Here is a 25319-nt window from a genome sequence, read left to right on the forward strand (position 1 = left end):
AGATTGCAGTGCAGTGACATCAACCACGAGCCAGAACCTTGGTCAGCGCCTCAAGGAAGCGGCTGTTTTCAGTGGGCAAACCGATGGTGATGCGCAGGTGGTTCGGCATGCCGTAGTTGGCCACCGGACGCACGATCACGCCTTCGCGCAGCAACCCCTGGAAGATTGGCGCCGCCACCTGCCCCATATCGACGCAGATGAAGTTGCCCTTGGAAGGAATCCAGCTCAGCCCCAGTTCACGGAAACCCGCTTCCAGTTGCTGCATGCCGGCTTCGTTCAGGCGACGGCTTTCGGCCAGGTAGTCGGTGTCTTGCAGTGCAGCGCACGCAGCGGCCAGGGCCAGGCTGTTAACGTTGAACGGCTGACGCACGCGGTTCAGCACATCGGCAACCACCGGGGTGGACAAGCCATAACCGACCCGCAGTGCCGCCAGGCCATAAGCCTTGGAGAACGTGCGCGAAACCAGCAGGTTCGGGTACGCCGCCAGGAAATCCAGACCATCCGGCAAGTCGCTGCCTTCGGCGTATTCGATGTAGGCCTCGTCCAGCACCACCAGAACGTGCTCAGGCACATCCTGCAAAAACTCGTCCAGCGCCTCGGCACCGAACCAGGTTCCGGTCGGGTTGTTCGGGTTGGCGATGAACACCACACGAGTATCGGCATCAATCGCGGCCAGCATGGCCGGCAAGTCATGGCCCCACTCTTTGGCCGGGATCACCTTGGCCGTCGCGCCGACGGCTTGCGTGGCGATCGGATAGACCGCAAACGCATGCTCACTGAACACCGCGTTCAAGCCAGGCGCCAGGTAAGCACGCGCCACCAGCTCCAGAATGTCGTTGGAACCGTTGCCCAGTGTCACCTGATTCAGCTCGACGCGGCACTGCTCGGCCAGCAGGGTCTTGAGCGCAAAACCGTTGCCGTCCGGATAGCGGGTCAGCTCGGCCAGTTCATCGCGAATGGCCGCCAGCGCCTTTGGGCTGGCGCCCAACGGGTTTTCATTGCTGGCCAGCTTGATGATTCTGGCCGGATCGATATTCAGCTCACGTGCCAGTTCGTCCACGGGTTTGCCCGGAACGTAAGGCGAAAGTTGTTGCACGCCCGGCTGTGCCAGAGCGAGGAAGTTGCCACTCATTTGCTACCCCTTAGAGAACGGCTTTCGGGTAGGAACCCAGCACTTTGAGTGCTACTGCTTCCTGACTGATCTTTTCCAATACGCCTTTGATCAACGGATCACGGTGGTGGCCGACGAAGTCGATGAAGAACACATAGGTCCATTTACCGCTGCGCGACGGACGGGTCTCGATTCGCGTCAGGTCGATGCCGTTGTCGTGGAACGGCACCAGCAACTCATGAAGCGCACCGGGCTTGTTGCTCATGGAGACGATGATCGAGGTCTTGTCGTCGCCGGTCGGCGGTACTTCCTGGCTGCCGATCATCAGGAAGCGCGTGGAGTTGTCCGGGCGATCCTCGATTTTCTCGGCCAGACGGGTCAGCCCGTACAAGCTGGCGGCCATGTCGCCGGCAATCGCCGCCGAGTTCCACTCACCCTTGACCCGCTTGGCTGCTTCGGCATTACTCGACACCGCCACGCGCTCGACATTCGGGTAGTGCGCGTCCAGCCACTTGCGGCACTGGGCCAGGGACTGGGCGTGGGAGTAGATACGACTGATGCTGTCGGTCTTGGTGTTTTCACCCACCAACAGGTGATGGTGGATCCGCAGCTCGACTTCGCCACAGATGACCATGTCGTGTTCGAGAAAGCTGTCAAGGGTGTGGTTGACCGCGCCTTCGGTGGAGTTCTCCACCGGGACCACGCCAAAATTCACCGCACCGGCCGCCACTTCACGGAACACTTCGTCGATCGCCGCCATCGGCTTGCTGATCACCGCATGGCCGAAATGTTTCATGGCGGCGGCTTGGGTGAAGGTGCCTTCAGGGCCGAGGTAAGCCACTTTCAGTGGCTGTTCGAGGGCCAGGCACGAGGACATGATTTCGCGGAACAAACGCGCCATCTCTTCGTTGCCCAGCGGCCCCTGGTTGCGCTCCATCACGCGCTTGAGCACCTGAGCTTCACGCTCAGGACGATAGAACACCGGCACTTCGCCTTCGGCCAGCGAGGCCATCTTTACTCGCGCAACTTCCTGGGCGCAGCGTGCACGCTCACTGATCAGCTCCAGGACTTTGGTGTCCAGGGCATCAATGCGAACGCGCAGTGCCTTGAGTTCTTGCTCAGACATTAGCCGTGTTCCTTCTCGAACTCTGCCATGTACGAAACCAGTGCGTTGACCGCAACGATGTCGACGGCGTTATAGATGGAGGCACGCATGCCGCCCACGGAACGGTGACCCTTGAGGTTCAACAGGCCACGCTCGTCGGCACCAGCCAGGAATGGCTTGTCGAGACGATCGTCAGCCAGACGGAACGGCACGTTCATCCACGAGCGATCCGACTTGTTGATCGGGTTGCTGTACAAGCCGCTGGCGTCAATGAAGTCGTACAGCGTGCGCTGCTTCACGTCGTTGAGCTTACCGATGGCTTCAACACCACCCTGCTCTTTCAGCCACTCGAATACCAGACCCGAGAGGTACCAGGCCAGGGTTGGCGGGGTGTTGTACATCGAGCCGTTGTCGGCCGCGACCTTGTAGTTGAGCATGGTCGGGCACAGGGAACGGGCATGCCCCAGCAGGTCTTCGCGGACGATATTCACCACGATGCCGCTCGGGCCGATGTTTTTCTGTGCGCCGGCGTAGATCATGCCAAAGCGCGAAACATCAATCGGGCGGGACAGGATGTCCGAGGACATGTCGGCAACCAGCGGAACGTCACCGGTTTCCGGGACCCAATTGAATTCCAGACCACCAATGGTTTCGTTCGGCGCGTAGTGAACGTAGGCCGCATCTTTCGACAGGTTCCATTCGTTCTGACCGGGAATTGCGAAATAGTCGTAAGGCTTGGCGGTAGCGGCAACGTTGACGTTTCCGTAGCGCGAAGCTTCTTCGATGGCCTTCTGCGACCAGATACCGGTGTCTATATAGTCGGCGGTGCCGCTTTCCGGCAACAGGTTCAGAGGAATCTGAGCAAATTGCTGGCTGGCGCCACCTTGCAGAAACAGCACTTTATAGTTCGAGGGGATATTCAGCAGATCACGCAGATCCTGCTCGGCCTTGGTGGCGATGGACACGAACTCATCACTGCGATGGCTCATTTCCATGACCGACAGGCCCTTGCCGTGCCAATCAAGGAGTTCACCCTGGGCGCGCTGCAGGACAGCTTCGGGAAGTGCCGCAGGACCGGCACAGAAGTTATAGGCTCTCTTGCTCACATCCAATCTCGCTCTGATTTGGTGACCACATAATCTTGATTCAACACATCGGTCGATGTGGGAGCGAGCTTGCTCCGGGCGGCGTTCCGACGATTGCGGTGGATCAGCAATCTCAATACTGTCTGATCTGACGCCATCGCGAGCAAGCTCGCTCCTACAGGGATGTGCAGTGTTGCAAATTTTCATACGGGACAAACAACAAGGGGGCGAATTTTCATCCGCCCCCTGTTTGTCCACTTACTCCTGTGGCTCTTCGTCGGCTGCGGCGTCGAGTTGCTGGTCTTCGACAACGTCGTCAATCACGACTTCACCGTCGAACACTACCCCTTCTTCACCCTCTTCGCCTTCGAGCTCTTCGCCTTCGACTTCCGACGGCTCCTGCACCCGCTCCAGACCGACCAGCGTTTCATCGCTGGCGAGTTTGATCAGGGTAACGCCCTGGGTGTTACGACCCAGACTGGAAACTTCGTCGACACGGGTACGCACCAGGGTGCCTTGGTCGGAAATCAGCATGATTTCCTCGCCGTCGAGCACCTGGACCGCGCCAACCAGACGGCCGTTACGGTCGTTGCTGACCATGGCGATAACGCCCTGGCCGCCACGTTTGTACTCAGGGAACTCGGTGATCGCCGTGCGCTTGCCGAAACCACGGGCCGAAGCGGTGAGAATCTGGCTGCCTTCTTCCGGGATCAGCATGGAAATCAGCTTCTGGCCTTCCGGCAGACGCATGCCGCGGACACCGCGAGCGGTACGGCCCATGGCGCGAACGTCGGTTTCCTTGAAGCGAGTCACCTTGCCGCCGTCGGAGAACAGCATGACTTCGCGGCTGCCATCAGTAATGGAAGCAGAAATCAGCACGTCACCTTCGTCCAGCTCCAGCGCGATCAGGCCAACGCTGCGTTGACGGCTGAAGGATTCCAGCGGGGTCTTCTTCACGGTGCCTTTGGCAGTGGCCATGAAGATGAAGTGACCTTCGGTGTACTCATCGACCGGCAGCATGGTGGTGATGTATTCATCACTGTCCAGCGGCAGCAGGTTGACCAACGGACGACCACGGGCAGCGCGGGACGCTTCCGGGATTTCGTAGGTTTTCAGCCAGTACACTTTACCTTTGCTGGAGAACAGCAGCAGCGTGGTGTGGCTGTTGGCGACCAACAGGTGAGCGATGTAGTCCTCATCCTTCACGCCGGTAGCCGATTTGCCTTTACCGCCACGACGCTGGGCCTGGTACGCAGCCAATGGCTGGGTCTTGGCGTAGCCACCGTGGGAGATGGTCACGACGCGCTCTTCTTCCGGGATCATGTCACCCAGGGTCAGGTCGAGACGGGCATCGAGAATCTCGGTGCGGCGCACGTCGCCGTATTCGGCGCGGATCACTTCCAGCTCTTCGCGGATCACTTCCATCAGGCGCGTGGCGCTGCTGAGGATACGGATCAGCTCGCCGATCTGGTTGAGGATCTCTTGATACTCGGCCAGCAGCTTTTCGTGTTCCAGACCGGTCAGACGGTGCAGACGCAGTTCCAGAATGGCTTGTGCCTGTTCCGGCGACAGGAAGTACTTGCCTTCGCGCAGACCGTATTGCGGGTCCAGGGTCTCTGGACGGCAAGAGTCAGCACCGGCACGCTCGACCATTGCGACCACGGCGGAAGATTCCCACGCAGTCTTGATCAGCGCTTCCTTGGCTTCCGATGGGGTCGGCGAAGCCTTGATCAGGGCAATGACCGGGTCGATGTTCGACAGGGCAACCGCTTGACCTTCCAGAATGTGACCACGTTCACGAGCTTTACGCAGTTCGAACACGGTACGGCGGGTGACGACTTCGCGACGGTGACGAACGAAGGCTTCCAGCAGGTCCTTGAGGTTCAGGATGCGTGGACGGCCGTCGATCAGCGCGACGATGTTGATACCGAATACGGCTTGCAGCTGGGTCTGGGCGTAGAGGTTGTTGAGGATCACCTCAGGCACTTCACCGCGACGCAGTTCGATCACGACGCGCATACCGTCCTTGTCGGACTCGTCGCGCAGTTCGGTGATACCTTCGAGCTTTTTCTCTTTAACCAGCTCGGCGATCTTCTCGATCAGACGGGCCTTGTTCAGCTGGTAAGGGAGTTCGGTGATGACGATCTGCTGACGACCACCGACCTTGTCGATGTCTTCGATCATCGAACGGGCGCGCATGTAAATGCGGCCACGACCGGTGCGGTAGGCTTCGATGATGCCGGCGCGACCGTTGATGATCGCGGCGGTCGGGAAGTCCGGACCGGGGATGTATTGCATCAACTCATCGATGGTCAACTCGGGGTTGTCGATGAGGGCCAGGCAACCGTCGATGACTTCACCGAGGTTGTGCGGCGGGATGTTGGTCGCCATGCCCACGGCGATACCGCTGGAGCCGTTGACCAACAGGTTGGGAATACGGGTCGGCATGACCGCCGGGATCATTTCGGTGCCGTCGTAGTTCGGCACCCAGTCCACGGTTTCTTTGTGCAGGTCAGCCAGCAGCTCGTGCGCCAGCTTGGTCATGCGCACTTCGGTGTATCGCATGGCGGCGGCGTTGTCGCCGTCCACGGAACCGAAGTTGCCCTGACCGTCTACCAGCAGGTAGCGCAGCGAGAATGGCTGCGCCATCCGAACGATGGTGTCGTACACCGCGGTATCACCGTGCGGGTGATACTTACCGATCACGTCACCGACAACACGGGCAGATTTCTTGTACGGCTTGTTGAAGTCGTTGCCCAGCTCGCTCATCGCGAACAGCACACGCCGGTGCACGGGCTTCAAGCCATCGCGCGCATCCGGCAGGGCCCGCCCGACGATTACGCTCATCGCGTAGTCGAGGTAGGACTGCTTCAGCTCGTCTTCGATATTGACCGGGAGGATTTCTTTGGCCAGTTCGCCCATGAGAAGCTCGATTCCTTTTTCTGGTGAAACTTCGTCACATCCATATGGGACGAACGAAGCTCGCCGCTGCAGGCTGAGTGCCATGCACCGACTTACGACAAATCAGCAAGTTGAACCATGGATTTGCGCAGTAAAGACAACCCCGTGGGACTGCCTCGGAAAACGCCGGATGTTATCACAAGAGCCGCCACGCACCTATCCCCCAGATGCGCATGGAGTGTAGTTAGTTGACTGGTGGCAGGCTGAAAGGGGACGAGAGAGGCTTAGAGGGTTGCCGAATGCACAATTCAGGCAGTTTTATTGGCTTTGCGGGCCTAATCGCGGGCAAGCCCGCCCCCACAAGGTTCTGTTGTGCTCGCAAATCCTGTGGGAGCGGGCTTGCCCGCGATAGCAATTGATCAGGCGCCAAAGATCATCAATGCAGCCGCTTACGACACATCAATTGCGCCATTTTCGCGGTGTCCGGGCGCTCGACGATGCCTTTTTCGGTGACGATCGCATCGATCAGGTCCGCCGGGGTCACGTCGAACACCGGGTTGAACGCATCAACCTCCGCCCCGACCCGCTTGCCGCCGACTTCCAGCAACTCGCGGCCATCGCGCTCTTCGATAGGAATCTCGTCGCCGCTGGCCAGGTTCATGTCGATGGTCGAACTCGGCGCCACCACCATGAAGCGCACGCCGTGGTGCATGGCGTTCACCGCCAGTTGATACGTGCCGATCTTGTTCGCCACGTCGCCATTGGCGGTGATCCGGTCTGCGCCGACGATCACCCAGGTCACGCCCTTGGTTTTCATGATGTGCGCGGCGGCGGAGTCGGCGTTGACAGTCACGGGAATGCCTTCATTGGCCAACTCCCACGCAGTCAATCGCGAACCTTGCAACCATGGGCGGGTTTCGTCGGCGTAGACGCGCTCGACCATGCCTTCGATAAAGGCCCCGCGAATCACCCCCAACGCGGTGCCGAAACCGCCGGTGGCCAGGGCGCCGGTGTTGCAGTGGGTCAGGATCGCTTGCGCGTTGCCCTGGTGCTTGCGGATCAGGTCCACACCGAGTTGCGCCATGGTCAGGTTGGCTTCGCGATCACTTTCATGGATGGCGATGGCTTCCGCTTCAAGCACGGCCAGCGGATCGGCGTGATGCTTCAGGCGCTCAAGCCGCTCGCGCATGCGGCCCAGGGCCCAGAACAGATTGACCGCGGTCGGACGGGAATCGGCGAGTAGGGCGAAATCCTCTTCCAGCGCCGCCTGCCAGTCGCCACCCTCGACAAACCGGGCGCGAGCCGCCAGCACGATGCCATAAGCCGCACTGATGCCGATGGCCGGCGCGCCGCGCACTACCATCGAACGAATGGCCTCGGCCACGCCTGCGGCGCTGGTGTAGGCGATCCACGTTTCCTCGAACGGCAAAATACGCTGATCCAGCAGGTACAGGGCGCCATCACGCCAATCGATGGCCTTCACCTTCTCCGCAGCCAACAGTCGATCGCGCATCCCACACCCCGCACTCATGAACAAAAGCCGCCGATTATAGCGATCCCCCCGCGAAGACGCTCGGGTATACTTCGCCATCCTTTACAAAAGCACTGGAACCGACCCTCGATGCCGAACACTGCCGCTGCGCTCGACCTGTTATTGCTGCCGACCTGGCTGGTACCCGTCGAACCCGCTGGTGTTGTCCTCAAAGAGCACGGCATCGGTATTCGCGATGGGCGTATCGTGTTTATCGGCCCACGGGCGGCTGCGCTGAAGCTTAACGCAACCGAAGTACGTGAGTTGCCGGACATGTTGCTCAGCCCCGGCCTGATCAATGCCCACGGGCACGCCGCGATGACACTGTTCCGGGGCCTGGCCGACGATCTGCCGCTGATGACCTGGCTGGAAAACCACATTTGGCCCGCCGAAGCCAAATGGGTCGATGAAGCCTTCGTCCGAGACGGCACCGACCTGGCGATCGCCGAGCAGATCAAAGGTGGCATCACTTGCTTCTCTGACATGTATTTCTTCCCGAAGGTTGCCAGCGAACGTGTCCATAACAGTGGCATTCGCGCACAGATCGCCATTCCGATCCTCGACTTCCCGATTCCAGGCGCCAGCACGGCGGACGAGGCCATTCGTCAGGGCGTTGAATTGTTCGGCGACCTCAAGCACCACGAGCGGATCAAAGTCACGTTCGGCCCCCATGCGCCCTACACCGTGGGCGACGAAAACCTGGAGAAGATCCGGGTGATCGCCGAAGAACTGGACGCCTCGATTCACATGCACGTTCATGAAACCGCGTTCGAAGTGCAGCAATCGGTCGAGCAGCGTGGCGAGCGCCCCTTGGCTCGACTCGGCCGCCTGGGCTTGCTCGGCCCGCGCTTCCAGGCCGTGCACATGACCCAGATCAGCGATGAAGACCTGGTGCTGCTGGTAGAAAGCAATACCAATGTGATTCATTGCCCGGAGTCCAATCTCAAGCTGGCGAGCGGCTTCTGCCCGGTCGAGCGTCTATGGCAGGCCGGCGTCAATGTCGCCATCGGTACCGATGGCGCGGCCAGCAACAATGACCTCGACTTGCTCGGCGAAACCCGTACCGCCGCACTGCTGGCCAAGGCTGTCGCTGGCTCGGCCACCGCGCTGGACGCCCACCGTGCGCTGCGCATGGCCACGCTCAATGGCGCCCGTGCGCTGGGGATCGAGGCTGAAACCGGCTCGCTGGAAGTCGGCAAAGCCGCGGACATCGTGGCGTTCGACCTGTCGGGCCTGGCGCAGCAACCAGTCTACGATCCGGTTTCGCAGCTTATATACGCCACCGGCCGGGATTGCGTGAAACACCTATGGGTCGCCGGCAAACAATTGCTCGACGACCGTCGCCTGACTCGCCTGGACGAGGAGCAGCTCTGCGCCACCGCCAAGGCCTGGGGTCAACGCATCAGCGGCCACACCGAATAGTAAGCCCCCCCGGACTGAATTCCGGGGCAACAGGATTTTTCAAGTTTTAGAGGATTTAAACCATGAGCAACGTCGACTACGCCGAAATCGCCAAATTCGAAGCCCTGGCCCATCGCTGGTGGGACCGCGAAAGCGAGTTCAAACCGCTGCACGACATCAACCCGCTGCGGGTTAACTGGATTGACGAACGGGTCAACCTGGCCGGCAAGAAAGTCCTCGATGTGGGCTGCGGTGGCGGCATTCTCAGTGAAGCCATGGCTCAGCGCGGCTCCACCGTCATGGGCATCGACATGGGCGAAGCGCCGCTGGCGGTCGCGCAATTGCATCAGCTGGAATCCGGCGTGAGTGTCGAGTACCGGCAGATCACCGCCGAAGCCCTGGCCGAGGAAATGCCTGAGCAGTTCGACGTGGTCACCTGCCTGGAAATGCTGGAGCACGTGCCGGACCCGTCCTCGGTGATCCGCGCCTGCTTCAAAATGGTCAAGCCGGGCGGCCAGGTGTTCTTCTCCACCATCAACCGCAATCCGAAGGCGTATCTGTTCGCCATCATCGGTGCCGAATACATCATGAAGTTGCTGCCACGGGGCACTCACGACTTCAAGAAATTCATCCGCCCTTCCGAACTGGGTGCCTGGAGCCGCATGGCCGGCCTGACCGTCAAGGACATCATCGGGCTGACGTACAACCCGCTGACCAAGCACTACAAACTGGCGGCCGATGTGGACGTCAACTACATGATCCAGACCCTGCGCGAGGAGTAAGCCGATGCGTATCAGAGCGGTCCTTTTCGACATGGACGGCACGCTGCTCGACACCGCGCCGGACTTCATCGCCATCTGCCAGGCGATGCGCGCCGATCGCGGCTTGCCGCCGGTGAACGACAAGCACATCCGCGACGAGATTTCCGGCGGTGCCAAGGCGATGGTCGCCGTGACCTTCTCCATGGACCCGGAATCCCCGGGCTTTGAAGAGCTGCGCCTGGAGTTCCTTGAGCGTTACCTCAAGGATTGCGCGGTTCACAGCAAACTCTTCGACGGCATGGGCGAACTGCTGGCCGACATCGAGAAGGCCAACCTGATCTGGGGCGTGGTGACCAACAAGCCCGTGCGCTTCGCCGAGCCGATCATGCAACAACTGGGGCTTGCCGAGCGCTCGGCGCTGCTGATCTGCCCGGATCATGTCAAGAACAGCAAGCCGGACCCTGAGCCGTTGATCCTGGCGTGCAAGATGCTCGACCTGGACCCGGCCAGCGTGCTGTTTGTGGGCGATGATTTGCGCGATATCGAGTCCGGCCGCGATGCCGGCACCAAAACCGCGGCGGTGACCTACGGCTACATTCACCCGGACGACAACCCGCGGCATTGGGGGGCGGATGTGGTGGTGGATCATCCACTGGAGTTGCGCAAGGTGCTGGATAGCGCCCTCTGCAGCTGTTGAGAGCTGGTTCCAGTCTCTGGGGATGTGGTGTGAATGCTGACGCCTTCGCGGGCAAGCCCGCTCTCACAGGGTTTTGTTGGTGGATACGAAATGTGTGAACACCTTCAATCCTTGGGGGAGTGGGCTTGCCCGCGATGGCCGCGCCGCGATCTGTTTTTGTTTTAGTCGAGGTTTTTTATGTTTGATTATTCCGCCTGCCCTGAATTGCTCAAGGACCGGGTCATCCTGGTCACCGGCGCAGGTCGCGGCATTGGCGCTGCGGCTGCGAAAACCTACGCAGCCCATGGCGCAACCGTACTGCTGCTGGGCAAGACCGAAGCCAATCTGACTCAGGTCTATGACGAAATCGAAGCGGCCGGGCATCCACAACCCGCAGTGATACCGTTCAACCTGGAAACTGCCCTGCCTCATCAATACGACGAGCTGGCCGCGATGATCGAAACCGAGTTCGGCCACCTCGACGGTTTGCTGCATAACGCGTCGATCATTGGTCCGCGCACGCCGATCGAGCAGCTGTCCGGCGAAAACTTCATGCGCGTCATGCACGTTAACGTCAACGCCATGTTCATGCTCACCAGCACCTTGCTGCCCCTGCTCAAGCTGTCCCAGGACGCTTCGGTGGTGTTCACCTCCAGCAGCGTCGGTCGCAAGGGTCGTGCGTACTGGGGCGCCTATGGCGTATCCAAGTTTGCCACCGAGGGCCTGATGCAAACCTTGGCCGACGAAGTCGACACCGTGGCGCCGGTACGCTCCAACAGCATCAACCCGGGGGCCACCCGCACCAGCATGCGCGCCCAGGCTTACCCAGGTGAAAATCCGCTGAACAACCCGACGCCTGAAGAGATCATGCCGGTCTACCTGTACCTGATGGGTCCGGACAGTGCGGGCATCAATGGCCAGGCTTTCAACGCTCAGTAACAACCGCACGTCGCTTTTTGTATCGCGCCGGGTTCCCGGCGCGGCGCTCAAAGTGTGTCGTAACTGCAGCCGTTTCAGTCAAATCGCCGTCACCCTATCCGGCAGTAACTCACGAAAAATTTTTCAAAATGTTGATTTTGAAAGCTTTTAATCAAAATGAACTCATTGGCATGACTTTCGCTCTAAATTTGCTCAGACACGCCGTGTGAAAGCAATCGGGCAGACGCCTCAGTCGATAGGTTACTAATCTTCGGCAAAGCGGACTAAACTTGCGCCAAATGTCCTACGGGACTGATGGACCAGTATGACGCGCAGCCCAAAGCCGCTCTCACCCAGCCTGTAAGACAGCCTTACTGCTTAGGGGCTCACGCCATATGAAATCACCATCCCAGACCAACGCAATTGACTTCGACAGCGCCAAATTGCAACGCCTGGGCTTTGGTCAGCAACCTCCCATTCTGGAGCGGCCATTCAGCCTTGCACAATTGCGCCAGCAACTCGGCCAGCAGCTGCAAACCAGTCTTGAGCCACAACGCATCCTCGGACTTTTCTTCCGCGAGATTCAGCGCCTCGTGCCGCTGGATGCGCTGAATTATCAGCACCCGGCCAGTGACTTGCGGCTGGAGTTCGGTCAGCGCGGCCATCATTCAGTGTCCTATAGCCTCAGTCATGAAGGCGAGAACCTGGGTGAACTGGTGTTCCGCCGCAATCAGCGATTCAGCGAAAACGAACAAGGCAATCTGGAATCGTTGTTGTCCGCTTTGCTGTTCCCGATGCGTAACGCCCTGCTCTACCGCGCGGCGACGCAAAGTGCATTGCGCGATCCGTTGACCGATACCGGCAACCGCATCGCCATGGACCAGACCTTGCAGCGTGAAATCGAGATGTCGCGGCGCCACTTGATGCCGTTGTCACTGCTGATGCTGGACATCGATCACTTCAAAAACGTGAACGATAATTTCGGCCACAGTGCGGGCGATGACGTACTCAAGGGCGTCGCAGCCTCGATCAAGAACCAGCTGCGCAATGTGGACATGGTGTTCCGGTTTGGTGGCGAAGAGTTTCTGATCCTGCTGTCCAACACCAGTCGGGAAGCCGCTGCCATGGTCGGCGAACGACTACGGTTTGCGGCGCAGGCGCAGAACTACAAGGCCGATGGCAATATGATCGAACTGACGGTCAGCCTGGGTTGCTCGACCCTGCTGCCCGGTGAATCTGCCGATAGTTTGTTGCGTCGGGCCGACAGCGCGCTGTATGTCGCCAAGCGCGAAGGGCGTAACCGGTTGGCCATGGCGGGTTAAAACTTCAGCTGAGCCACATAACTAATGTGGGAGCGGGCTTGCTCACGAAGGCGGACTGACATTCAACGATGATGTTGACTGATAGTCCGCTATCGCGAGCAGGCTCGCTCCCACATTTTTTTGCCTGTATTACCTATGGATCAGCTTTCGGCCAATGCCATGCGCTCACGCGCGACCGGAGCCTTTTCCGAATGTTCCAGCTGCATGCAGCGCTCCAGGAACAGGTGCATGTAGTCGTAGCTCTTGCAGACAGCCTCGCGCAATTCCACTTGCAGGGATTTGCTCGGGTTCATGCCCGCCAGTGTGCAGATGATTTCCAGCGCCTCCCAGGGATGGGCATCGTCGTACTGGGCGTGCATCTTCAACCACTTCATGGCCCGCTTGCGATCTTCCTCCGGGAACGCTGCCGCGTAGACACCATTGGAACAGACCAATGCCGACCACTCTCCGGTCGCACCTTCGATGGCGTAGTTGGTCGCGGCGATGGCGACAATCAGCGAATCCGCCGAACTGGTGTGCCAGCACCAGTGGCTCAAGGCGTGAAGCTCAGGGGCAACGTGTTGCGCCTGCAAGTCTTCCAGGCTGACACCATGGGCCCGGCTCCAGTTGACCCAATAATCGGCATGGTTAAGTTCGACACGAATGTTACGCATCAACCAACGACGCGCCATGTCTTCACCTGGGTGGCGGGCAAAACGAGTCTTGGTCAGGTTTTGTGCCATATATAACGCGAACTGTTCAACGACCGGCCAGCCACCAATAAGGTACTGACGCATTGTTTTTGCGCTGAGTTTATTGTCTCGCATGCGCTGATACAGTTCGTGTTCGACAACCCGGCGCTTACTCTCGCTGCAGTCCTTGATGAGCTGTTGCGCCCATGCGGGATAACTTGCAGCTTCCATGAGTGGTCCGGTTCGGTTGAATGTGTCGATCACTGTCGGGCTCCTTTTGATTGTGATTGTTAGGATCAGCAAGAGATTTCAACGGAACGTGCCGGGCGCCTTGAATAACAAAGGTTGAGGCCTGGCAGGACGACTTTGCAAACTATCGCAGGTAAACAGATGCGGGCGTTCAATGACATACCCTTGAGCGAAGTCGACCCCGATCTCCAGCAATGCCTGCTCGATCTGGGGTGTTTCTACAAACTCGGCAATCGTGCGCTTACCCATGACATGGCCGATGTGATTGATCACTTCTACCATGGCGCGGTTAATCGGGTCGTCCAGCATATCCTTTACGAAACTCCCATCGATCTTCAAGAAGTCTACAGGTAAATGTTTCAAGTAGGCGAATGAGGACATCCCGGCGCAAAAATCATCCAACGAAAAGTGGCAACCTAAACCTTTGAGTTCATTGATAAATCTAATTGCACTTCCCAGATTTGAAATGGCACTGGTTTCTGTAATTTCAAAACAAATCATTTCAGGTGGAATGGCCCAAACAACAAACTGTTCCCTCAGGAAGTCCAGAAACGCGTCATCTCCGATAGTAGTGCCTGACAGATTAATCGCACACATGGCCAAAGGACCTTTGCGCTCTTCGGCAATACATTGGGCAATGATCTTGAAGACGTTCTGCACCACCCAACGATCAAGTGCGGTCATCAGGCCATAACGTTCGGCTGCCGGAATAAAACTGTCCGGCAATATCATGCGCCCGGCTTCATCATGTAGACGCAACAGGATTTCTATATGCCCGCCGCCGTGTTCGGTGTGTCCAAGGGGCGCGATTTCCTGGGAGTAGAGGCAAAAGCGATCCTCTTCCAGGGCCATGTGCAGGCGTTGTACCCATGCCATCTCACCGAAACGCAGGGACAGTTCCGAATCATCGGCGTTATACACCTGAACACGGTTACGCCCTTTTTCCTTGGCCATGTAACAGGCCATATCAGCAGCACGTAGCGAAGCTTCGAGGGTGGTCGGGGTTTGCGCGACATGAACCATCCCGATGCTCACCGTCGTGACGAATGGCCGGCCTTTCCACACAAAATGCAGGTTCTGCACGGTATGGCGCAGGCTCTCGGCAATTTTCTCGGCTGCTTCCGGCGGACAGTTTTCCAGCAAAATCCCGAACTCGTCACCGCCCAGTCGGGCCAGGGTGTCACCTTCGCGCAAGCCTGATTGCAACAGCGCGCAGATATGCCGAAGCAGTTCGTCCCCCGCCGCATGGCCGCAGGTATCGTTGACCAGTTTGAACTGGTCCAGATCGAGGAACATCAAGGCGTGGCGCCCGGAGTATCGGGTCAGGTTGTGCAGCGCCTGTTCCAGGCGATACTCGAACTCGCGACGATTGGCCAGCCCGGTCAGGGCGTCGTGGGTAGCCTGCCAGGACAGATTGGCGATGTACTGGCGCTCCTGAGTCATGTCATGCAACACCAGCACGGCGCCACTGACCTTGTCGGCGTTGCGGATCGGTGCCCCGACCAGGGTGACCGAGACGGTGCTGCCATCGAGGCGCTGGATCAGTTTGGAATGCTCGCTGCCGCCGCTGAGCTGACCGCTCAAAATATGCTCGATCAAGGTAAAACCGTCAGCCTGAGCGTTGTCATCCAGCAGATTGAACAAGGCTGCCAGCGGCAAGCCGATGGCCTGCTCGCCTTTCCAGTGGGTCAACGCTTCGGCGGCTGGGTTCATGTAGGCGATCGCACCGTCGACATCCGTGGTAATCACCCCGTCGCCAATGGATTGCAGGGTGATCTGCGCCCGGTCTTTCTCCAACTGCAAGGCCTCGGCAAAGGCATGGCGCTGCTTGAGCAGTTTGTGGGTACGCATCAGGGCCAATGCAATCAAGCCCAGGGCCGTGGCCAGGTTCGTGACCAGCAGCAGGCGCAGAATCAAGCGCGACCCCTCGCCCAAGGCATCGCTGAAGGCTGTGGCGGCTGGCGTCACACCATCGTTGATTGCAAAAATCTGGTCTTTCCAGCGCTTGATGTCGGCGTCCGACGCCTGATTTTCGGTAATACGCTGGTGCATCTCTTGCGCCACGTCATCGAGTTGTACCAGGTATGCGTCACCCACCGTCCAGCGGTCGATGGCTTTTTCAAGGTAACTGAAATGCCTGAAATTGAGGTACAGCCAGATTACGCTTGAGACGTCGTCGGGGTGATTGCCACCCTTGAGAATCGCCACCCGTGCGGCTTCGATATTCGGTGGTTGGTGATCCAGCGCCACACGCAGCTCGTGGCCCCCCTGGGGGACGGCAATGGCGTTCTGGTACTTTAGGAAAATGGCCCCGTCGCGACTGTCCGCGTAGAGATTGAGGTAATAGATGGCGTCTTTCTGGCCCTTCGACCACAGGCTCTCCCCGGCCACATAGCCGCGAACTGCCGAAAGCACATAGAGACTGACCCCGCCCAATAGCGCTTGAAATAGCACTACGGCAATAAATGGCCAGACGATGCCCAATAACCTGGGGGTTCCGAGAGTCCGCTTTTGCTTCATGAGGTCCCTTGCATTAGCACTGCCAGATCATCATCCAAAGTGATCGCTACAGCTAGACTAGGGTGCGTATTCGCTCCCGGCAAGCCAATGGCCATATTTTGCGTACTCTTGCCGTCAACCTGGCGCGAACTGTCACTAATGCTGCTGTAAATGGCCATAAAGCTTGGCGTACAACCCACCTTCGGCAATCAGCTGCTGATGGTCACCATCCTCGGCAATTTGCCCGCCGTCGAACACCAGCACCCGATCGGCCTGTTTCACCGCCGACAACCGATGCGCAATGATCAGCGTGGTGCGGTTGCTCAAGAACCGCGCCAGCGCCTGGTGCAGGTTGTATTCGGTGGCAGCGTCGAGCGCCGAGGTGGCCTCGTCGAGAATCACCACCTTAGGTTCGGCCAGCACCATCCGCGCAATCGCCAGCCGTTGCCGCTGGCCACCGGACAAACGGACGCCGGAACGCCCGACGATGCTGTCCAGGCCATCAGGCAATTCTCGAACCGTTTGGTTCAGTTGGGCAATTTCCAGCGCCTGCCAGCAGGCCTCGTCGCTACGTATACGGCCCATCGTCAGGTTGGCGCGAACGGTATCGTTGAACAGAGCGGGATGCTGCAGGACCACGGCGACGTTTTCGCGCACCGTCTCCAGGCCGATTTCCTGCTGGGTCGAGCCACCGAAGCGGATGGTCCCGGCAAGGGGCGTGTACAACCCCAGTAGCAACTGCACCAGGGTGCTCTTGCCGCCACCGCTGGCACCGACGATCGCCACTTTTTCACCGGGCGCGATGGACAGGTCCATCTGGTTCAACACCAACTCGTCGCCGTATCCGAAACTCAAGCCCTGAACTTCGATGCCCACGGTGTCCCGCCCCTGAAACGGATCGACACCGCCGGGGTACTGCGGCTCATCGGCGCGAGCCAGCAACTCGTTGATCCGCGACAGCGCACCGCCGGCGGCGTAATAGGCGTACTGCAAATTGAGCAGCTGCTCCACCGGACCGATCATGAACCACAGGTAGCTGAACACCGCCAGCATCTGGCCGATGGACAAGTCGGAGAACAACACGGTAAGCATCGCCGCGGCGCGGAAAATATCGATGCCGAACTGGAACAGCAAGCCACTGGCGCGGTTCGACGCATCGGTCTTCCACTGCGAGTTCACCGCGTAATCGCGTACTTCCCGGGCCCGCTGCCCCAGACGCCCGAGGAAAAACCCCTGACGGTTACCCGCACGCACTTCCTGAATCGAGTCGAGGGTTTCGGTCAGGGCCTGGGTGAAACGCGAGGTGCTGTCGTTCTCGAGCTTCTTCAGGTGCTTGACCCGCTTGCCCAGTTGCACCGTGGCGTAGATCACCAGCGGATTGAACAACATGATCAGAAGTGCCAGCTTCCAATGCATCCAGATCAGAATGCTGGCGGTGCCGACCAGCGTCAGCATCGCCACGAGGAATCGACTGAGTGTCTCGCCGACGAATTTGTCCAGCGTGTCCAGGTCCGTGACCAGGTGCGTGGTCACTGTGCCGCTGCCCAGGCTTTCGTATTCGCCCAGAGAAATGCGCTTGAGCCGTTCGATCAGCCGTATGCGGATGCGATACACGATGTCTTTGGCCAGCGCCGCGAACAACTTCGCCTGCACCACGTTGAACAGCAAGGCACCACAGCGCAGCAACAAGGTCACCAGCAGCATCAGGCCGATGTAGCCCGCCGCTTTCTGCCAGCCTTCCGGCAACGCGTGGTTCATGATTTTCAGCGCGGAATCGCCATGCCCCAGCAGCACTTCGTCCACCAGCAACGGCAGCAGCAACGGAATCGGCACGCTGCACAGGGTGGCCAACACCGCGACGCCATTGGCGATCCACAGGGATTTTTTATGGTGAAGGGCCAAGCGACGGATTTCAGCCCAACTCAGCCGATCGACACGCTTGGGAGCTGGCGTGTCATCGGGCAGGTCAGGCACAGGCAGCGCGCTCCAGCCAACGGCCGAGCAATGGCGACAATTCACTCAAGGGTTGATAACCATTGGTCAACAACGCCAGTTGACCATTACGTTCGGCCAACAGCGTTGGGAATCCGGCGATGCCGAGGTCCTGGACCCAGGTGAAATCGGCAGCGGTCGCGGCGTGCTGATCGGCACGGTCAAACGCGGCCGCAAACTCGATGCGCGGCAGGCCGGCTTTCTCGGCCAATTCGACCAGGACACTGGCGTGGGTGACGTCTCGGCCTTCGGCATAGAACGCGTGTTGAATCAGCCCGAGCAGTTTCCACGCGCAATCCGGCGCCAGGTATCGTGCTGTCACCAACGCCCGACAGGCAGGTTCGGTGTCGTAGACAAAACCTTCAGGCAACGCCCCTTCCCGCTTGAACGGTTGGCCGGTCGCTTCGGTCACGGCCTGCCAATGCTCAAGGATGTAGCGCCGGGTAGTCGGTTCCAATGCAGAGCCGCTGCCGGTGCGCAAGCCACCCACCACCAGATGCACGTCCACCCCTGCGGCCTGCGCCTGCTCGACCAGCGCGTTGGCGACGGGCGCAAAGCCCCAACACCAGGAACACATCGGGTCCATCACATAGAGCAGGCGTTGGGCAGACATGGTTCAAGCCTCTGAAGGAGTTTGCTTGTAGTTGTAGCCGATCGGGTGAGGCAGGTTGCGCGCCTTGGCCAGTTCGATCTGCTTCTGCCGATCAATGGCGCTGCGACGGGTTTTCTCGCTCAGCGTATCCCAGCAATGCGGGCAACTGATGCCGGCCACGTAATGCTCGGACGCACGGTCTTCCACGCTCACCGGGGTACGACAGGCATGACATTGATCGTAGTCGCCTTCGCTGAGGTCATGACGCACCGTCACGCGGTTGTCGAACACGAAGCAGTCGCCCTGCCATTTGGTTTCTTCCTGCGGCACCTCTTCGAGGTACTTCAGAATGCCGCCCTTGAGGTGATAGACCTCGTCGAAACCCTGGCTGAGCATGTAGCTCGAGGCCTTCTCGCAACGAATGCCGCCGGTGCAGAACATCGCGACTTTCTTGTGCACGGCCGGGTCGAAATGGGCTTTGATGTAGTCGGGGAATTCGCGAAAACTGGTGGTTTTCGGGTCGATGGCGCCTTCGAAAGTGCCGATCGAGACCTCGTAATCGTTGCGGGTGTCGATCAACAGCACTTCAGGGTCGCTGATCAGCGCATTCCAGTTCTGTGGATCGACATAGGTGCCGACCTTTTTGTTCGGGTCCACGCCTTCGACGCCGAGGGTGACGATTTCTTTCTTGAGTTTGACCTTGGTGCGGTAGAACGGCTGGTCGTCGCAGTACGACTCTTTGTGGTCGATGTCGTCCATGCGCGGGTCGTTCTTGAGCCAGGCCATCAGCCCGTCAATGCCTTCGCGGCTGCCGGACACGGTGCCGTTGATGCCTTCTTCGGCGATCAGCAGCGTGCCTTTGATGCCGTTGTCGACCATGGCTTGCAGCAGTGGCTCGCGCAGGGCAACGTAATCTTCCAGAGTGACGAACTTATACAGTGCCGCCACGACAATCTGTTGTGTCATGGGTGTTTCTCCAGGTGGCTACCCTCGTAAGGGGTGAACCGGATTCAAAAAAAAACGCGCCGGGTGAGCGGCGCGTTGCGGATTCTAGCAAAAATGGTGTGGTTTTAGGACTGCGAGTTGCAGGCTTGGCACAAACCACTGTGGTGAGGGGGCAAGCCCCCCCCGCCACAAAAGCCTTCATCACAACAGCCCATCACATCAATGCTTGCTACCGCCAGCACAAGTCGGCGAGGCCGGGGCCGCGTCGATCTGTGCCCATTCTTCAGGCGTGTAGGTATGCAGCGCCAACGCATGGAACTCGCCCATCAGCTCGCCGAGCGTGCCGTAGACTTTCTGGTGACGCTTGACGCGGTTGAGCCCTTCAAACTGCTGGCTGACCACCACTGCCTTGAAGTGGGTCTGCAACCCACGGCTGTGCATGTGGCTTTCATCCAGCACTTGCAGATGCTCGGGCTGTAACAGACCCAGCGTCGATTCGATGCGTTGTTGCATGGTCATACCGGGCTCCGCTTAAGGCTTTTTCTTGGCAGCAGGAGCAGCAGCGCCGGCTTTAGGATCCAGCTCGTTAGTCATGTCAGCCAGCAGTTTGTTGACCACAGGCACGGCGCTTTCCAGCTTGGCTTGAGTCATCTGGGCCGATTGCTGAGTCAGCTGCGGCATTTTCTCCAGGACTTTCTTGCCCAGTGGCGACTGGTAGAACGCGACCAGGTCTTTCAGCTCGGATTCGCTGAAGTTGGTGGTGTAGAGCTTGACCATGTCCGGCTTGAGCTTGTTCCAGCCAATGGCTTGGTCCAGCGCGGCGTTGGCTTTGGCCTGGTAGGTTTCCAGCAAGGCTTTTTTCGATTCTGGGGCTTTGGTCTGTTCAAAGCGCTGAGCGAACATTTGCTGCACTTGCATGTACACCGGAGTGCCCAATTTGTCAGCGTGCGCCAGGGTCAGGAAAGCTTCGGCACTGGCGTTGTGGCTGGCGGTATCGGCAAAAACAGGGCCGCTGGCGCAAACCAGTGCAACCGCGGTACAGATGGCACGAAGACGAGTCATCGAGTTTCCTTTTCTAGCAGGCGAGGTCATTACCCCAAGGGCGACCATTCTGCACCTAAAAAAGTGTGTCACTCAACCCCAAGCCTTGCAGGGCCTGAATTAGAGGGGTTGAACGGTCAAAATCCAGACTGATGGAACCACGGCCGGCGATCACGGCCTAAACTGCGCTATCGACCTACAGGAGTGTGCATCATGAGCCGTATCGAAACCGACAGCCTTGGCCAGGTGGAAGTCCCGGATGAGGCCTACTGGGGCGCTCAGACGCAACGCTCGCTGATTAATTTCGCGATTGGCAACGAACGCATGCCGCTGGCCGTGCTGCACGCACTGGCCCTGATCAAGAAAGCTGCGGCGCGGGTCAATGACCGCAACGGCGACCTGCCCGCCGACATCGCCCGCCTGATCGAACAGGCCGCCGACGAAGTGCTCGACGGCAGCCACGACGACCAGTTCCCGCTGGTGGTCTGGCAGACCGGCAGCGGCACCCAGAGCAACATGAACGTCAACGAAGTGATCGCCGGCCGCGCCAACGAACTGGCCGGTAACCCCCGTGGCGGCAAGACACCGGTTCACCCCAACGATCACGTCAACCGCTCCCAAAGCTCCAACGACTGCTTCCCGACCGCCATGCACATTGCCGCCGCCCAGGCGGTGCAGCAGCATTTGCTGCCGGCGATCAGTGAACTCTCCGGCGGCTTGGCCGAGTTGGCGGCGCGGCACATGAAACTGGTCAAGACCGGCCGTACCCACATGATGGACGCCACGCCGATCACGTTCGGCCAGGAACTCTCGGCGTTCATCGCGCAACTGGATTACGCCGAACGGGCCATCCGCAGCGCGCTGCCGGCGGTGTGTGAGCTGGCGCAGGGAGGCACCGCCGTCGGCACCGGGCTGAACTCGCCCCACGGTTTTGGTGAAGCGATCGCTGCGGAGTTGGCCGCCCTCTCCGGCCTGCCGTTCGTCACCGCGCCGAACAAGTTCGCCGCGCTGGCCGGCCATGAGCCGCTGACCACCCTGTCAGGCGCGCTGAAAACCCTCGCCGTGACCCTGATGAAAATCGCCAACGACCTGCGTCTGCTGGGTTCCGGGCCGCGCGCCGGATTTGCCGAAGTGAAACTGCCGGCCAACGAACCGGGCAGCTCAATCATGCCGGGCAAGGTCAATCCGACCCAGTGTGAAGCGCTGTCGATGCTCGCTTGCCAGGTCTTGGGCAATGACGTCGCCATTGGTTTTGCGGCGAGTCAGGGGCACTTGCAATTGAACGTGTTCAAACCGGTGATCATCCACAACCTGCTGCAATCGATCCGCCTGTTGGGCGATGGCTGCAGCAACTTCCAGCAGCATTGCATCGCCGGCCTGGAACCGGACGCGGCGAAAATGGCTGAGCATCTGGAGCGTGGGTTGATGCTGGTGACCGCGCTGAACCCGCATATCGGCTACGACAAATCGGCGGAAATTGCCAAGAAGGCTTACAGCGAAGGGCTGACCTTGCGAGAGGCGGCGTTGCAGCTGGGGTACCTGACGGATGAACAGTTTGATGCGTGGGTAAGGCCGGAGAATATGTTGGAAGCTGGCGCCAAGGGCTGAATCCAGTGGTGACTGTTAGTCCGCCATCGCAGGCAAGCCAGCTCCCACAGGTTTCGTATCGTTCACGGAAATTGTGACCGACACAAAACCTGTGGGAGCGTGGCTTGCCCGCGAAGAACGATAACTCGGTCTAACTGGCGGCCATCCGCACCCGCCGCGCCCTGAGCCCGGCAATCAACGACGGCCCAAGGGCCACCAACGCCGACCCCACCACCACCAGCACCGCCCCGCCATACCCCAGGCCATTGATCGTCTCGGCATGCACATATTCCGGCCATGCCCACGCCGCCACGGCCACCGCGCCAAACGTCACCAACGGCGTAATCGCCAACGTCGCACTGACCCGTGAAGCTTCCCAATGGGCCAGCGCTTCGGCAAAGGCGCCGTAGGCGATCAAGGTGTTCATGCAGCACGCCAGCAGCAGCCAGCCTTGCAACGGGCTCAACTGCAGCGCCTCCAGCGGATGCACCCAAGGCGTCAGCAATAGCGCGCAGAACAGGTAGATCACCATCATCACCTGCAACGAGTTCCACACCGTCAGCAATTGCTTCTGCCCCAGCGCGTAAAACGTCCAGACCGTCGAGGCCAGAAGCACCAGCAACACGCCGGCGGTGTAATCGGTCAGCGAGGTCAACAACTCGGCCAGGCGTTGATTAAAGAACAGCGCGAAACCGATCAGCAGCACCAGCAGACCAATCCCCTGCCCCACGCTGAACCGTTCCTTGAACACAAACAGGCTGGCGATCAGCAACATGATCGGGCCCATCTGCACCACCAGTTGCGCAGTGCCGGGGCTGAGCAGGTTCAGGCCCATCAGGTACAGCACGTAGTTGCCGACCAGGCCAAGCACCGCCATCAACACCAGCCAGCCGCCACGGGGACCGAGAACTTTGCGGCTGGGCAGGCGGCGGGTCGCCGCCAGGTAGATGAACAGGCAGCCACCGGACACCGTCAGGCGAAACCAGGTCACCGTCACCGGGTCCATCACCAGCAGGACTTGCTTGAGTTTGATCGGCAGGATTCCCCACAGAACCGCGGTCAACAAGGCCAGGAACAGACCGTAAACCCAGCGACCGGATGAAATGTGCATGCGAACCCCAAAGCCAGATGGCAAGAAACACCATTCTAGGCGCAGACCCCGGCCCGACACAGGGACAGTTGGCGACGGGCCGCGAATGAAACTGTGCAGGTCGCATCATTAAATTGGCGATGTGCCGTCGATCAGTTGGTCAGGCGCCGCAAGTGGTTCATGCATAAGCTCATTGAATCCGCCAACCGGAACATCCTTCAGGAGACCCGCCATGTACGGCATGCGCGCCCAGGACACCGCCCCCGCCACGCACTTTCGCTGCGACCGGGTGAGTCGTGTGAATGGGGAACTGTATTTCAGCACCCGGGAAAACACGCTGGAGGGGCCGTTTGATAATCCGCAGGTGGCAGAGCGGGAGATCCAGGCTTATATCGAGCGGATGCAGCTTTCGGGTGCCCGCCGTTAGACCGAGGCGTCTGCATCGCGGGCAAGCCCGCTCCCACAGGTTTTGTGGCGTACGCAATATTTGTGAACGCCGCCAATCACTGTGGGAGCGGGCTTGCCCGCGATGGCTAATTCAAAGTCGCTGTAAAACCTCAGGCATTTAACGCACCGCTTCGAACAACCCCGTCGCACCCATCCCGCCCCCAACGCACATGGTGACGACGCCATACCGCAAGTTGCGCCGCTGCAACTCACGCACAATGTGCCCGACCTGACGCGAGCCGGTCATGCCAAACGGGTGGCCGATAGAGATCGAGCCGCCATTGACGTTGTACTTGTCGTTATCGATCTCCAGGCGATTGCGGCTGTAAAGGCACTGCGAAGCAAACGCTTCGTTGAGCTCCCACAGATCAATGTCGGCCACCCGCAGCCCCTTGGCCTTGAGCAATTTCGGTACCGAGAACACCGGACCAATGCCCATCTCGTCCGGTTCGCACCCGGCCACCGCGAAACCACGGAAGAACGCCTTGGGCTTGAGACCCAGCGCCAGGGCTTTTTCCAGGCTCATGACCAGCGTCATCGAAGCGCCATCGGACAGTTGCGACGAGTTACCCGCCGTCACCGAACCGTCTTCGGCAAACACCGGTTTCAACCCGGCCAGGCTTTCCAGCGTGGTGTCCGGGCGGTTGCAATCGTCGCGGTCGACGATCCCGTCGAGGATCTGGATTTGACCGGTGGCCTTGTCTTCAACCCGATACTTCACCGCCATCGGCACGATTTCATCATCGAACAATCCAGCAGCCTGAGCCTGAGCCGTGCGCTGCTGACTTTGCAGTGCGTACAGATCCTGCTCCTGGCGACTGACGCTGTAACGGCGCGCGACGATTTCAGCGGTCTGGCCCATCGGGAAATAGATGCCAGGCACCTGCTCTTTCAGCAGCGGGTTGATCAGGTTATCGGTGTTGACGCTTTTCATGGTCAGGCTGATGGATTCGACGCCACCGGCCACGATGATGTCGCTGCAACCCGATGCGATCTGGTTAGCAGCGATGGCGATCGCCTGCAAGCCCGACGAGCAGAACCGATTGAGGGTCATGCCCGCGGTGCCGATGCCCAGACGCGACAACACCGCGACGTTGCGACCGATGTTGAAACCCTGGGCGCCCTCGTTGGAGCCCGCACCGACGATGCAATCCTCAACGCTGGCCGGGTCGATGCCGGTGCGCGCCAACAAGGCATCGACACAATGGGCCGCCATGTCATCCGGACGGGTCTGGTTGAATTTGCCGCGAAAGGATTTGGCCAGGCCGGTCCGCACGCTGTCGACGATCACCACTTCACGCATGGCATACCTCATTGTTGTTGTCGGTTGAGAGTGGACCGAGCATATGTCCACCCCATAACCGACCGCGACAATCATTCACCCCGCGTATGCGT

21 protein-coding genes are annotated in these 25319 nt (G+C 59.5%); 7 read left to right on the forward strand and 14 right to left on the reverse strand.

Features of this window, described 5'->3' with window-relative positions; all coding sequences use genetic code 11:
* Window positions 1-19: 19 nt before the first annotated feature.
* From hisC to mtnA, 5 genes are all read right to left on the reverse strand, one after another.
* Window positions 20-1132, reverse strand: a complete 1113-nt coding sequence (gene hisC / locus K0F88_RS13430; protein WP_219095351.1) for a histidinol-phosphate transaminase — start codon at window positions 1130-1132, stop codon at window positions 20-22.
* Window positions 1133-1142: 10 nt separating this feature from the next.
* Complete coding sequence (pheA, locus tag K0F88_RS13435; protein ID WP_162436108.1) at window positions 1143-2237, reverse strand: prephenate dehydratase; 1095 nt, start codon at window positions 2235-2237, stop codon at window positions 1143-1145.
* Window positions 2237-3322: a 3-phosphoserine/phosphohydroxythreonine transaminase gene (gene serC / locus K0F88_RS13440; RefSeq protein WP_219095352.1), complete on the reverse strand. Its 1086-nt coding sequence runs from the start codon at window positions 3320-3322 to the stop codon at window positions 2237-2239. Before serC ends, pheA begins: the two co-directional genes overlap by 1 nt.
* A 237-nt stretch (window positions 3323-3559) precedes the next feature.
* On the reverse strand, window positions 3560-6223 hold the full coding sequence (gyrA, locus tag K0F88_RS13445) for a DNA gyrase subunit A (RefSeq protein ID WP_219095353.1): 2664 nt from the start codon (window positions 6221-6223) through the stop codon (window positions 3560-3562).
* Between the two features lie 415 nt (window positions 6224-6638).
* A complete protein-coding gene (gene mtnA / locus K0F88_RS13450; protein WP_219095354.1) occupies window positions 6639-7715 on the reverse strand; it encodes an S-methyl-5-thioribose-1-phosphate isomerase in 1077 nt (358 codons plus the stop codon).
* Window positions 7716-7823: 108 nt separating this feature from the next.
* Here mtnA and K0F88_RS13455 point away from each other — a divergent pair, with 108 nt between their 5' ends.
* From K0F88_RS13455 to K0F88_RS13475, 5 genes are all read left to right on the forward strand, one after another.
* Complete coding sequence (locus tag K0F88_RS13455) at window positions 7824-9155, forward strand: TRZ/ATZ family hydrolase (RefSeq protein WP_219095355.1); 1332 nt, start codon at window positions 7824-7826, stop codon at window positions 9153-9155.
* Between the two features lie 62 nt (window positions 9156-9217).
* Window positions 9218-9916: a bifunctional 2-polyprenyl-6-hydroxyphenol methylase/3-demethylubiquinol 3-O-methyltransferase UbiG gene (gene ubiG, locus K0F88_RS13460; RefSeq protein WP_219095356.1), complete on the forward strand. Its 699-nt coding sequence runs from the start codon at window positions 9218-9220 to the stop codon at window positions 9914-9916.
* A 4-nt stretch (window positions 9917-9920) separates the two neighbouring features.
* Complete coding sequence (gene mupP / locus K0F88_RS13465; RefSeq protein ID WP_219095357.1) at window positions 9921-10592, forward strand: N-acetylmuramic acid 6-phosphate phosphatase MupP; 672 nt, start codon at window positions 9921-9923, stop codon at window positions 10590-10592.
* A gap of 177 nt (window positions 10593-10769) precedes the next feature.
* Window positions 10770-11510 carry a YciK family oxidoreductase gene (locus K0F88_RS13470; RefSeq protein WP_219095358.1) on the forward strand — a complete coding sequence of 247 codons (741 nt, stop codon included), beginning with the start codon at window positions 10770-10772 and terminating at the stop codon, window positions 11508-11510.
* 374 nt (window positions 11511-11884) lie between these two features.
* On the forward strand, window positions 11885-12811 hold the full coding sequence (locus K0F88_RS13475; protein ID WP_219095359.1) for a GGDEF domain-containing protein: 927 nt from the start codon (window positions 11885-11887) through the stop codon (window positions 12809-12811).
* Window positions 12812-12951: 140 nt separating this feature from the next.
* Here K0F88_RS13475 and K0F88_RS13480 read toward each other — a convergent pair whose 3' ends face one another.
* From K0F88_RS13480 to K0F88_RS13510, 7 genes are all read right to left on the reverse strand, one after another.
* Entirely contained in the window at window positions 12952-13713 is a 762-nt protein-coding gene (locus K0F88_RS13480; protein ID WP_374039717.1) for a TenA family transcriptional regulator, read from the reverse strand.
* A 78-nt stretch (window positions 13714-13791) separates the two neighbouring features.
* Window positions 13792-16251: an EAL domain-containing protein gene (locus K0F88_RS13485; protein WP_094468443.1), complete on the reverse strand. Its 2460-nt coding sequence runs from the start codon at window positions 16249-16251 to the stop codon at window positions 13792-13794.
* Window positions 16252-16386: 135 nt separating this feature from the next.
* A complete protein-coding gene (locus K0F88_RS13490) occupies window positions 16387-18204 on the reverse strand; it encodes an ABC transporter ATP-binding protein (RefSeq protein ID WP_219095361.1) in 1818 nt (605 codons plus the stop codon).
* The gene (locus K0F88_RS13495) at window positions 18197-18799 is read right to left on the reverse strand and encodes a DsbA family protein (RefSeq protein WP_219095409.1); all 603 of its coding nucleotides are present in this window, start codon (window positions 18797-18799) and stop codon (window positions 18197-18199) included. The genes K0F88_RS13490 and K0F88_RS13495 overlap by 8 nt, the downstream gene beginning before the upstream one ends.
* 39 nt (window positions 18800-18838) lie before the next feature.
* Window positions 18839-19780 (reverse strand): rhodanese-related sulfurtransferase, encoded by a 942-nt coding sequence (locus tag K0F88_RS13500; RefSeq protein ID WP_109633750.1) that lies wholly within the window; start codon window positions 19778-19780, stop codon window positions 18839-18841.
* A gap of 198 nt (window positions 19781-19978) precedes the next feature.
* A complete protein-coding gene (locus K0F88_RS13505) occupies window positions 19979-20278 on the reverse strand; it encodes a BolA family transcriptional regulator (RefSeq protein ID WP_052964137.1) in 300 nt (99 codons plus the stop codon).
* 12 nt (window positions 20279-20290) lie between these two features.
* Complete coding sequence (locus K0F88_RS13510; RefSeq protein WP_219095362.1) at window positions 20291-20821, reverse strand: DUF2059 domain-containing protein; 531 nt, start codon at window positions 20819-20821, stop codon at window positions 20291-20293.
* Window positions 20822-21013: 192 nt separating this feature from the next.
* Here K0F88_RS13510 and K0F88_RS13515 point away from each other — a divergent pair, with 192 nt between their 5' ends.
* On the forward strand, window positions 21014-22408 hold the full coding sequence (locus K0F88_RS13515; protein ID WP_219095363.1) for a class II fumarate hydratase: 1395 nt from the start codon (window positions 21014-21016) through the stop codon (window positions 22406-22408).
* Window positions 22409-22538: 130 nt separating this feature from the next.
* On the opposite strand, the gene K0F88_RS13520 is transcribed toward K0F88_RS13515, so the two are convergent.
* A complete protein-coding gene (locus K0F88_RS13520; protein ID WP_219095364.1) occupies window positions 22539-23498 on the reverse strand; it encodes a DMT family transporter in 960 nt (319 codons plus the stop codon).
* A gap of 211 nt (window positions 23499-23709) precedes the next feature.
* Between K0F88_RS13520 and K0F88_RS13525 the strand changes: the two genes are divergently transcribed.
* Window positions 23710-23904: a DUF6316 family protein gene (locus K0F88_RS13525; RefSeq protein ID WP_094468451.1), complete on the forward strand. Its 195-nt coding sequence runs from the start codon at window positions 23710-23712 to the stop codon at window positions 23902-23904.
* A 138-nt stretch (window positions 23905-24042) separates the two neighbouring features.
* On the opposite strand, the gene K0F88_RS13530 is transcribed toward K0F88_RS13525, so the two are convergent.
* Complete coding sequence (locus K0F88_RS13530) at window positions 24043-25227, reverse strand: thiolase family protein (RefSeq protein WP_219095365.1); 1185 nt, start codon at window positions 25225-25227, stop codon at window positions 24043-24045.
* Window positions 25228-25319: the final 92 nt, after the last annotated feature.

Origin of the sequence: Pseudomonas sp. UMAB-40 (genome assembly GCF_900095275.1) — a bacterium.
Classification (GTDB): domain Bacteria; phylum Pseudomonadota; class Gammaproteobacteria; order Pseudomonadales; family Pseudomonadaceae; genus Aquipseudomonas; species Aquipseudomonas mandelii_B.